Below are 11,573 nucleotides of genomic sequence, written 5' to 3'. Positions count from 1 at the left end.
TTAACATGTTAAAGGGAATTGAGGATAAGTGCATTATTTTTTTACAAAAAAATAATGTTGAGGTTTTTACACCCCAACATTTATTATAGAACCATAAAATCTATGGAGATTTATTAGGGTGTCTTTTTCCTTAAAGTCAATATTTTCATAATGGGCATATAATACATATTTAATAAGTGGATCCATCAAGTGTAGTAACTATTTGTAAAGGGGGGTCACCTTCATATAAGCCAACCACATTAAAGGTATAGGAATTATTAGGTTGAAGAGTCATGTTAGGAAGATTGATTAGAGTATAATCAGTGCCTGCAATTTTTAGAAGTATGTTGTATAAGGGTTTTTGATCTAAAACAATATAACGAGTTGCTTCTTTAAAATAAATAGCGCTAAAATATAAAACCCCATCTATATATAAATCTAATGGAGGGGCATTAGGGGATAGATGAACAAAGTTTACTGCCACTTCATCTGGAAGTGTTCTAAAATCATCGCTAATAAGGTAAAAACTAAGGTCCTCAAATCCAAAAGCAAAAGTTGATATTATATCGGCAACAGGAACAGTTATTGTTGTAGCAAAAAAAGGGTTATTTCTGTCATTAGCTACATAAATACTTAATAAATGTTTTCCAGGTATTACTCTATAATAATTAGTAATTTCTCCAAATTTTAAATTAGATGCAATAATAGAGCCATTAAGATATACATCAATTGGTGGAAATGTGGGTGTGAAATTTGCAAAACGGATGTAACTATTGCTTCTTGGTGTAGGTAAAGTTTTAAGATAGTGAGGAGGATAGGAACGAGGGCTAACCTCTTGATTATATAAATATTGATCTAGTGGAAAAAAACTTTGGATTTCATAATTATTCAAAACGACACATCCTTAGAATAACTTAATACTAATATATGTGAGTAATGAAATCAGGTGTTTGACATTAATAAGTAATAATTTCTATAGAAAAAAATATCAATTACATTTATTATATAACTACATAGTATTTCAAAAAGACACAAAAACAGATATTATCATTGAAAAAATGTTGCGAATTTACACAACTTATTATATTATAATAGTATACTGACTTATACTTATAATAGATACTTATTTAATTTATGCTTTAAAAAACTTCAATTCTATTAGAACTTTCTATTATTATCGCACTTTATAACATAACTAAAGAATAATACAAAGGATGGTCAGATAAAGTGGAGGAATTTAATACTGAAGTATTGGAAAAAATAAGAAATGACTTATACCAACTTATAGACGAAGAAGAAAATCTTGTATCAGCAAAAGTAGTATACTTAAGTCAACGACTAGATAGAGCATTAAATGAATATGAAGAGTTAAAAAATAAAAAAAATAGGATAGAATAATCTATCCTATTTTACTTTATATGAAAGTACTATTTCCTATAAAGTAAAAAGTTGATAGAAAGCGCTGCATTTTTCTAATAAAGTTAGAAAAAGCTTGATGCCCAAGAACAAAGTTGACTTTAATAAAAAGTTAGCAAATGTTTTTTAGAGGCACAAAGTCACTTTACTCTATGCTAGAGAAGTTCTCTTTTTCTAGTATATTAAATGGATAGGTTTAAGCATATAATTTACTTGAAGAATAACTAGATGGGAAGACAAAAAATGAAAAGATTAAGATGTTTGCTTAATATAATGGGAATTATTATGTTTATAATGGTTCTAACAGGTTGTAATGGTCACATTAATAATGGTATAAATGCAGCAGGGGATTTAAAAATTCACTTTATAGACGTTGGGCAAGGAGATGCAATATTAATACAACAAGAGAACTATAATATGCTTATTGATGCAGGGGATAACAAATATGGTGAACGGGTAGTTACATATTTAAAAAGTCAAGGTATAAGTAAACTAGATTATGTTTTAGGTACACATCCTCACGCAGATCATATTGGTGGACTAGATGATGTAATTAATGAATTTGAAATTGAAAAAGTCTTGTTGCCAAGAGTTTCTCATAATACTAAAACTTTTGAAGATGTATTAATTGCAATAGATAATAAAAACCTTCAAATTACACCACCTAATGTAGGGGACAATTATATACTAGGGGATGCAAAATGGACAATATTAGCCCCAATTAACGATAAATATAGTAATTTAAATGATTATTCAATTGTTATTCGATTAGAGTACGGTAATAAAGCTTTTCTCTTTGTTGGAGATGCAGAAGAAATATCTGAAAGAGAAATGATAGAGTTACATGGCAGTGATTTAAAAGCAGATGTATTAAAAATAAGTCATCACGGAAGTAGTAGCTCCACAACTAAAGAGTTTTTAACAGCAGTAAACCCAACCTATGGTATTATTCAAGTTGGTGAAGATAATAAATATGGGCATCCTCATAAGGAGGTAATGGAAAGACTAAAAACATTTGATGTATACCTATATAGAACAGATTTACATGGAACGATTATTCTCACTAGCGATGGTAAGAATATAGATATTAAAACGGATAATAGGATATATAAGGATAAAGTTATTAATAAGGATAAATTATTACCAGAAGAACCTATGATTAATACCCAATATATAGGTAACAAAAACTCAAATATATTTCATAGAGATAGTTGTAGTTCATTACCATCTGAACAAAATAGAATATATTATGATACAAGAGATAAAGCAATTGAAGAAGGCCAAACACCTTGTCAAAGATGTAAGCCATAGGGAGGGACGTATGAAAGTAATTATTGATCGTTTTGAAGGAAGGTTTGCAGTTGTTGAATTAGAAAACAAAGAAAAGGTCAATATGCCTGTTGAATTAATTCCAAGTGAAGCAAAAGAAGGAGATATAATTCATATTTATATTGATAAAAAAGAGACAGAAAAACGAAGATTAGAAATGAGTAGTTTAATGGACAAACTATGGAAAAAATAGTGTAATGCATAAAATGGCTTTAGGAAAGATTTTCCTAAGCCATTTTTATTTAAAAACTTTTAACAATAGTAATTGGTTTTTAAAATTATGAATTTTTTAAATTAATCTTGATGACTTTATGCAGTGGGCAAAAAATGACAAAATATGACAAAATATGACAAAATATATTGCTTTTGTACGCAATAATATATTATAATTAAGTAAGAATTCATACTCACCTTATGTCTCTGCTTCACAAAGAGACACAAGCTTGGTTGAAAGCAGTATTCTCAAATTCTTGCAAATAAGTTTGCAAAGTACATTTCTGAGTAAGGGGCGTAGATAGGTTGATGTAAAATTCAAAGGACTTGTTAAAAAACTAACAATTTGGCCAATTGCTTAATTAAAATCTCTTTTATTTATTCATTTAAGAGGAAGCATTATTATCTCGAGTAACGGGGAAAAGAAGCAAAACTTATAACAATAATTTAGTGATTATATTATGATGAGGCTAGGATTGGGTAACTAAACCAATCTAGTTAGGAGGATAAAATGAAAAGTATCAAGACAAAGCTTATTATTAGTTTTTCTGTTTTGTGTTTAGTAGCATCACTTATTTTAGGGTTAATTTCCCTAGGTGTGGCAAGTTCGTCTATAACAAAAGAGGCAGAAAAAGCACTTGCAGCTTTAGCATATGAAGGATCAAGACTTACAAATAGTAGAATTGACACACAAATGAGAACATTAAAGTTAATTGCCAATAGTGAAGAAATTCAAAGTATGGATTGGAAAATACAGTTACCTATCTTACAAAGGCAATTGACCAATACAAATTTTGTCGATTTTGCAGTGGTAGTACCTAATGGAACAACTTATTTAACATCAGGTGGTACAACTAATTTAGGAGATAGAGACTATATAAAAAGGGCTTTTAACGGGGTTTCCAATTTATCAGATTTGATAATTGATAGAGGTACAAATGAGTTGAGCTTAATGTATGCAGTTCCTATTGAAAATAATGGCAACATAGTAGGTGTATTAGTAGGACGTAGAAATGGGTATGCACTCAGTAATATTACTGATGACACAGGTTTTGGAGAAACTGGGTACGCTTATATGATAAATAGCCAAGGGACTGTAATAGCACATAATGACAGAGAAAGGGTGCTTAATCAATTCAACCCTATTTTACAAGCTGAATCAGATGCTACATTAGAATCAGCTGCAGCGCTCTTCGAAAAAATTATTAGTGAAAAAACAGGTGTTAGTAGTTATTCCTTCAACGGTAATAATCTATATGCAGGATATGCACCAATTGAGGGAACGGATTGGTTATTTATTATTACAGCCAATAGGGAAGAGGTTTTAGCTGAGTTACCAGGACTAAGAACAATAATTACAATGACTATGATTATTTTACTTATACTAAGCATTGTATTTACTTTTCTATTAGGACATTCAATTACAAAGCCGATTATAAAAATAATAGATCATTCAGAGGAAATATCTAATTTAGACATAACCAAAGATGTTCCTGAAGAATTTATTAGAAAAAAAGATGAAACGGGAGAATTAGCAAGAGCGTTACAAAAGATAACTACAAGTATGAGATCCATTATAAAAGAGATAAGGGACTCCTCAGAACAAGTAGCGGCAACATCAGAAGAATTAACAGCTATATCACAACAATCTTCAACAGCAGCGGAAGAAGTATCTAGGACAGTAGAAGAAATCTCTAAAAGTGCATCAGAACAAGCAAAAAACACTGAAGAAGGATCATTTAAGGCTATAAATTTAGGAAATGCAATTGAAAAAGATCTTATGTATTTAAAAAACCTTAATACTGCTTCTAAGAAAGTAACTAATGCTGTTAATGAAGGATTAACTGAAATTCAGAATTTAACCAACATTTCTAAAGAAAGTAATGAAGCAACTAAAGAAATATACGATGTTATTTTAAAAACAAATAAAAGTTCAAATCAGATTGGTCAAGCAAGTAATGTAATTGCATCTATTGCAGAACAAACAAACCTATTGGCACTAAATGCTGCAATAGAGGCAGCGAGAGCTGGCGATGCGGGAAGAGGTTTTGCAGTAGTTGCAGAAGAAATTAGAAAGCTTGCAGAACAATCTTCAACTTCAACAAAAGCAATTGATGAAATGGTTAATGAATTGCAAGGAAATGTAAATACTGCTGTTGAAACCATGGAAAAGGTACAATCCATATCTAATGAACAAAATAACAGTGTTATAACCAGTAAAGAAAAATACTTAGTAATTGAAGTATCAATGAAAGAAGCAGAAAAAGCAGTTGAGGAATTAACGATCTCCGGAGAAGAAATGGAGAACATGAAAAATGATATTCTAGAGACAATACAAAATCTTTCTGCAATAGCAGAAGAAAATGCTGCTTCGTCCCAAGAAGCCACTGCATCTATGGAAGAACAGACAGCATCTATAGAAGAAATCGCTAGTTCAAGCGAGGGGTTAGCTAATTTAGCTCAGAGCTTGCAAGATGTTATTAAGAGATTCAAAGTGTAACAGTTAAATACTCCCAAAGGCTAAACCATTTTGGTTTAGCCTTTGGTATTTAAAAAGCTTCACATGCAAAAAACAACCAACTTAAGATATTCATAAAAACTGTCGATAAACAATAAAAGAAGATAGGCATAAAAACCTTTGGAGTGATGACATGAGGGTATTAGAAAAATCAGTACATAATAATCAATTACAGATTCCTAATATAGGTCAATTAGGAAAAAAAGGTGAACAGATACAAGGAACAATTTTAGGATTTCAAGATCAATCAGCAATTGTTAAAATTAATAACAATGTATTTGCATTCAATAGTGGTTCATTGGCCAATAAAAAGACAGGTGAGAAGGTATCTTTCGAAATTATTGGAATGACCAATAATAAGATAGAGTTGAAATATATAGCAGATAATGCATTAGATAATGAGGTCAAACTTAATAAATGCACCCAGTCTAAAGCTATAGTTAATTTATTTGATATGATATCAAGCTTAGAAGATAACAAAGAAGAGACCAATGAAGAAGATATAAAAAATGGAATCGAATTGTTTATGTCTAGGGTAACTGAAAAAGATATTGATAGGATGATTAAAGAAGGATATAACCCTGAAAAAATTCCTTTAGGAGATTTGAATAAAATCTTAAATCGTATAAAAGAAACAAAGGTTGAAAGTAATGCAGAAGGTTTAGAAAAATTAGTAGATCAATACTCAGAGATCACTAACAACACAGAACAATTGAAAAGTATTATAAGCAAGCTACAAAAAAATAATTTGCCAGTTAATGCTTATACAATAGCTAAAATCTTAAAAGCTGTAAATCAACATGAATCTTTTGTAAATTTAAACCACGACTCTATAGTGTATTTGCTAAAAAATGACTTGGAGATTAACTTAGATAATTTATATAAAGCCACATATTCAGCAGGCAAAACACAAACAAAAGAGATAGATTTTCAGTCCTTAGAGGGCCAAATAGAAAAAATCTTTGAAGAATCACATATAGAGCACTCCAAAGAAAACATGGCAACAGCAAAAATGCTAATTGAAAATGACGTTCATATCACTATTAAAAACTTTGATAAAATACGAGAAATAAAACTTATTAAAGAAATGAATCAAGATGAAATAGTGGATTTAATTGCTAATAATATAAGACAGGGAAAAAGCAATATTACCACCTTTATAGATAGTACAAATAGGAATGAGAATATAGTTGGTTATTATGAGGAAATACAAACAAAATTAATTAATATTAAAGATCAAAAAATAAAATATGCTATTAAAGAAAACTTAGAAGTAAATATTAATAAGATAAGTGAAGTCAATATTTCAAATGAAGAAATAACCCTTGATAAACAAAGTGAATTAAAGTTTATATCAGCTAAAAGGGAGTTAGAAGAAATTAGACTAAAGCTAACTTATGATTCCGCAAGAAAACTGATTAATAAAGGTATTCTAATTGAAACAGAGAAATTAGATAAAATAGTAGAATCCCTTAGAGAAATTGAAAAAGAACACTACCATCAATTACTTGAAGAAAATAATGTTGAAAAAACACAAGAGAATTATGATATCTTAAAAGAAACAGATTATAAAGTTCAAGAAATAAAAAATATGCCCATGACCCTTATGGGGAAATTATATAATGAAAATACATCTGAAACAATAGATGAAATACACATTTTAGGATTAGAAGAGAAAGCAAATGTAGAAAAGGCCCATAATTCCTATGAAAGTTTAATGACACAACCTAGAAAAGACCTTGGAGATTCTATTGTTAAAACATATAATCAAATACACCCTATACTAGAAGATCTTGGATTAGAAATTACTCAGCAAAATGAAAGGGCTGTTAAAGCCTTGGCGTATCATCAAATGCCTATAAATGAAGACAATATAATGGTTGTTAAAAATTTAGATATAAAGATCAATCATTTGCTTAAGGCAATGCACCCTTCTATAATTGTGCAGTTTATAAAAGAAGGAAAGAATCCCCTTCATATGCCAATGGATGATTTGTTAATTGAAATAACGGATATAAAAGAAAAAATGGGTTTTTTAAATGAAGAAAAATACAGTGAGTACATTTGGCAACTTGATAAGGACAAAGAAATTAATGAAAATGAGAGAAACGCCTTAATTGGGATCTATAGGCTATTAAGTAGTATAGAAAAATCAGAAGGAAAAGTTGTAGGATTCTTAATCAATCAAAATCAAGAAATCAACCTTAAAAATCTTTTGACGGCAACAAGACTAATGACAAAAAGAGCATTAGATATAACCATTGATGAGGATTTTGGATTATTAGAAGAACTAAAACTTGATTCTAAAAATATCGAGCATCAGATTGATAATGGCATACTAAAAAATTCACAAACTTCAAACAATAGTAAAATAGATTATTATTCTAATTTGTTAAAGGAATTTGAAGATACTGCTACACTAGAAAAGTTACAATTCTTAAATGAAGATATTAATATATTAGATTTATCAATGGAGAAATTAGTTGATAGATTAAGTAATTTGGATATGCCTATGAGGGAAACACAAATAGAAGAAAAAACAAATACACCACTACAAGATAAAATACAAATGCTATCGGGTGTTAGCGTTGAAGCCATAGCTTTTATGAATCAATTTGAAATGCCATATACAATTGAGAATATTGTAAATGTTCAAACCATGCTTCAAAACAACTTTGACTTTAAAGACGTTCTTAAGACCATTATGGATTCAGTAAATAAAGAAAGCAAAGATAGTATTGTAGAATCACTAGAGAATTTATTGGGTTTAGTTGATGAAAATAGAATAGAAGAGCAATTAGATCATATCAAGTCTTTATTAACCCAAGTAAAAAAAGAAAGCTATGTAGGTAATATGACAACAAATCTTCAAAAAGCTTTTGAGGACAGTGAAAAACTCTTCCAAATTCAAAACTATTTATCAAAAAAAGAGTATTTTCAATTGCCTATTATAGTAGATGGTCAAATAACACAATTTAATGTGCAGTTTATACATAAAAATGAAGGCGCAAACAAAGAGATCTTATGTTCCCTTCCAACAAAAACTTTTGGGAATGTAAAAAGCAAGCTAAGTATCAATAATAATGAGGTCTTTATTTCTGTTGAATTAGAAAATGAAAATTACAGATCTAAATTTGAAAGGAGCAAAGACAAAATAATAAACGGTGTTCAGGCTCTTGGGTATGAAGTGAAACATATTGATATAAGAAACAAATCCACTGAAAAAGGTGTATTAATGAACAACAGAACAAAGCTTATAAAAGAAGGAAAATATGATATTTTTATTTAAATAGGAGGGTTAGTATTGGTATACTTTAAAGATTCTAAAGATGCAGAGCAAGAAAGTAAAAACCTATATGAGCTGGCAAAAGCATTTGTTATCGCTATTAATGAGTCTGAAGAGGATGAAGAGAAGCAGTGAGCATAATTTACTATTAAAGGATGCTATTTAATAGCCGATATAAATACTAGAATAAGATAATCAGAGTTCTTTTAAACACGTAAGATTAAATCCTCCTCCAATCTCTATGTGTTTAAAAGAACTAAAATATAAATATAGAGGTGAAATTGATGAGGATTAATCATAATATACCAGCATTAAAATCATTACATCAACTCAGTAAAACAAATTCGAGTTTGGATAGAACATTAGAAAGATTATCATCGGGTTTAAGAATAAATAGAGCGTCAGATGATGCAGCAGGGTTAGCAATAACTCAAAAAATGGATACACAAGTAAGAGGATTAGACCAAGCAAAAAGAAATGCAATGGATGGCATATCAATGATACAAACAGCAGAAGGTGCGCTAGCAGAAGTTCATGCTATGTTACAAAGAATTAGAGAATTATCTGTTCAAGTATCCAATGGGACATATGATGCCAATGACAGAAGAGCTGTACAAGACGAAGTTAATCAGCTTAAGGATGAGATATTGAGGATATCCCAAAACATAGAATTTAATGAGAGAAAATTATTAAATGGTGATATTGATAGAAGAGCTTTTCCTGATAATGAAACAGTGGCTCAAATTGTTTCTTTATCAGATGCAGTAAAACCAGGAAGTTATGAATTAACAATAAATGAAAATGCCAAAAAAGCTGCTATTGTTGGAGTGGTCTCTACTATAGGTGGGCCACAAGTTGTTGAAGCAGGCACCATTAATTTAAATGGGGAAGAAATTAAAATAGAAGCTACTGACACTGCTGAAATTGTATTTAATAAGTTAAGAAGTGTAGCAGAAACCATTGGAGCTAATTTAGTTGCATATAATGGTGATGTGGCACAACAATTTGAATTTGGAACGGGTATGAAGTTGGTTTTTGAAATGAAGGAGTACGGTTCAGAATATGAATTGGACCTTAATACGTCAAATACAACATTACTAAATGGATTAGGTTTATCAATAGGCAAAGTAATAGGGTTAGATGCAAAAGCTAGTATTAATACAGCAGGATCAGATTTTTTAACCACTGCAACAGTATCGAGTAATGGTAATGTTGTAACAGTTACAGACATAAATGGTTTTGAGATGAAATTCGAAGCTCAAGAAGATGCAGCAGGAAAAAGTACTGTAGTAAATGTATTGAATGCAGGTCCTCTAAATCTTCAAATAGGAGCCAATGAAGGACAAACTATGGAAATAAGAATTCAAAACTTATCTCCTAAAGCGATTGGCATAGATAAAATAAATTTATCAACAGCAGCGGGTGCTCAAAAAGCCATTTCAACACTGGATTCAGCTATTAATATGATATCTTCTGTAAGATCTAAGCTTGGTGCTTACCAAAATAGATTAGAACATACAGTGGCTAACTTAGGAGTAGCTGGAGAAAATATGACAGCATCATTATCTAGAATACTCGATGCAGATATGGCTTATGAGATGTCAGAGTATACACAAAAAAGTGTATTGGCACAAGCTGGGACAGCAATGTTAGCACAAGCAAATCAACGACCACAAAGTATATTGCAATTACTTCAAGGATAGGTGGTATAAATGATAAAAGAGCGCATCAAAGAATATAATTCAAGAGTAATTCAGGCTTCAAAAGGTGAACTAATCGTAATTACATATGAATTAATCATAGACTTTTTAAATGAAGCAAAAGAGGCAAAATTAGAAAATAATAAAGATCAATTTGATGAAAGTATTAAAAGCGCTCAAAGAACTTTAAGGACGTTAATAGAAAGTCTAGATTTTGGTTTTGATATCTCTAAAAATTTAATGTCTTTATACATTTTTGTAAATAAACAATTATTACAATCTTTGATTAAGTATTCATCAGATGAAATAGAAAGTGCTCAAAAAGTTATTTCTACATTGTTAATTAGCTGGAAAGAAGCTGCTACCACAGTAAATGCAGATCCGTTAATAGATAATGCACAACAACTATATGCAGGATTAACGTATGGTAAGGGCATATTAAATGAGACCATACTTGGAGATAATAATAGTAGGGGTTTTAAAGCTTAATCATATAGAAAAATATATTGTACAGTAAAGGTATTTAAAGAAAAGTGAACAAAAAAAAGCAGTAGGACAAACTTTATATACAAACATAGTTACATATAAATAGAAGGTGTATTATAAATTTGCTAACACTATTTAACTAATAAATAAGTATATGTAAAATTTCTGATATTAATGCTGGTATAAATTAGTATAAAAAATATTTTTTATGACTATACTAATAATGTAAAAAGCAATAATAGAGGGATGAAATATATGAAAGCAAATAATTATAATCAACTTTATGAGGATAGTTTTATATTAGAACAAGGAACGGATGAAGAATTGCTTCTAAAAAATATTAGAAGTGTAAAAAAGGCAATTGATATTGCTTATATTAATTTTGAAAGTTTAACTGAACCAGAATTAATTGACAGTTGTATATACGAACTTCAAGCAATGCAGAAAAAATATCAGTACTTATTGACATTGGCAAAAGCAAAAAATTTGGTAGCAAATATATGGTAACTTAAAGAAGCAATCTATTATTAAAAACTAATAGATTGCTTTTCCGGCTCTTTGTCAATAGTTGGGGGGGATTGGTTTCAATTCCCCTCCATTCTTGGCTTTAGAGCTATTTTTGTATTCTATAATATAATACGCATTT

At 29.9% G+C, this 11,573-nt stretch carries 9 protein-coding genes; 8 read left to right on the top strand and 1 reads right to left on the bottom strand.

Going from position 1 to position 11,573, the window contains the following annotated elements; all coding sequences use genetic code 11:
- Positions 1 to 169 precede the first annotated feature (169 nt).
- The gene (locus tag EDC18_RS14160; RefSeq protein WP_132254210.1) at positions 170 to 871 is read right to left on the bottom strand and encodes a DUF4397 domain-containing protein; all 702 of its coding nucleotides are present in this window, start codon (positions 869 to 871) and stop codon (positions 170 to 172) included.
- A gap of 335 nt (positions 872 to 1,206) precedes the next feature.
- Here EDC18_RS14160 and EDC18_RS14155 point away from each other — a divergent pair, with 335 nt between their 5' ends.
- The 8 genes from EDC18_RS14155 (at position 1,207) to EDC18_RS14120 (ending at position 11,434) form a co-directional block, all read left to right on the top strand.
- Entirely contained in the window at positions 1,207 to 1,377 is a 171-nt protein-coding gene (locus EDC18_RS14155; protein WP_132254208.1) for a Spo0E family sporulation regulatory protein-aspartic acid phosphatase, read from the top strand.
- A gap of 261 nt (positions 1,378 to 1,638) precedes the next feature.
- Positions 1,639 to 2,706, top strand: a complete 1,068-nt coding sequence (locus EDC18_RS14150) for a ComEC/Rec2 family competence protein (protein ID WP_165878603.1) — start codon at positions 1,639 to 1,641, stop codon at positions 2,704 to 2,706.
- A 10-nt stretch (positions 2,707 to 2,716) separates the two neighbouring features.
- Positions 2,717 to 2,917: a DUF3006 domain-containing protein gene (locus EDC18_RS14145; RefSeq protein ID WP_132254204.1), complete on the top strand. Its 201-nt coding sequence runs from the start codon at positions 2,717 to 2,719 to the stop codon at positions 2,915 to 2,917.
- Positions 2,918 to 3,448: 531 nt separating this feature from the next.
- Positions 3,449 to 5,437, top strand: a complete 1,989-nt coding sequence (locus EDC18_RS14140; RefSeq protein WP_132254202.1) for a methyl-accepting chemotaxis protein — start codon at positions 3,449 to 3,451, stop codon at positions 5,435 to 5,437.
- 151 nt (positions 5,438 to 5,588) lie between these two features.
- The gene (locus EDC18_RS14135) at positions 5,589 to 8,744 is read left to right on the top strand and encodes a DUF6240 domain-containing protein (protein ID WP_132254200.1); all 3,156 of its coding nucleotides are present in this window, start codon (positions 5,589 to 5,591) and stop codon (positions 8,742 to 8,744) included.
- Between the two features lie 281 nt (positions 8,745 to 9,025).
- Complete coding sequence (locus EDC18_RS14130) at positions 9,026 to 10,444, top strand: flagellin N-terminal helical domain-containing protein (RefSeq protein ID WP_132254198.1); 1,419 nt, start codon at positions 9,026 to 9,028, stop codon at positions 10,442 to 10,444.
- A 9-nt stretch (positions 10,445 to 10,453) separates the two neighbouring features.
- Positions 10,454 to 10,930: a flagellar export chaperone FliS gene (locus tag EDC18_RS14125; protein ID WP_132254196.1), complete on the top strand. Its 477-nt coding sequence runs from the start codon at positions 10,454 to 10,456 to the stop codon at positions 10,928 to 10,930.
- A 252-nt stretch (positions 10,931 to 11,182) separates the two neighbouring features.
- Entirely contained in the window at positions 11,183 to 11,434 is a 252-nt protein-coding gene (locus EDC18_RS14120; RefSeq protein ID WP_132254194.1) for a DUF2508 family protein, read from the top strand.
- The last annotated feature ends 139 nt before the right edge of the window (positions 11,435 to 11,573 follow it).

The organism is Natranaerovirga pectinivora (genome assembly GCF_004342165.1).
Lineage (GTDB): Bacteria > Bacillota > Clostridia > Lachnospirales > DSM-24629 > Natranaerovirga > Natranaerovirga pectinivora.
The sequence above is the reverse complement of the archived record's forward strand: the minus strand, read 5'-3'. Positions and strand labels throughout refer to the sequence as shown.

What these genes read in the sequence shown, in the direction of transcription:
- EDC18_RS14130 (WP_132254198.1), top strand. Translation starts at nt 9,026, where the DNA reads ATGAGGATTAATCATAATATACCAGCATTAAAATCATTACATCAACTC.
- EDC18_RS14150 (WP_165878603.1), top strand. Translation starts at nt 1,639, where the DNA reads ATGAAAAGATTAAGATGTTTGCTTAATATAATGGGAATTATTATGTTT.
- EDC18_RS14125 (WP_132254196.1), top strand. Translation starts at nt 10,454, where the DNA reads ATGATAAAAGAGCGCATCAAAGAATATAATTCAAGAGTAATTCAGGCT.
- EDC18_RS14145 (WP_132254204.1), top strand. Translation starts at nt 2,717, where the DNA reads ATGAAAGTAATTATTGATCGTTTTGAAGGAAGGTTTGCAGTTGTTGAA.
- EDC18_RS14140 (WP_132254202.1), top strand. Translation starts at nt 3,449, where the DNA reads ATGAAAAGTATCAAGACAAAGCTTATTATTAGTTTTTCTGTTTTGTGT.
- EDC18_RS14120 (WP_132254194.1), top strand. Translation starts at nt 11,183, where the DNA reads ATGAAAGCAAATAATTATAATCAACTTTATGAGGATAGTTTTATATTA.
- EDC18_RS14135 (WP_132254200.1), top strand. Translation starts at nt 5,589, where the DNA reads ATGAGGGTATTAGAAAAATCAGTACATAATAATCAATTACAGATTCCT.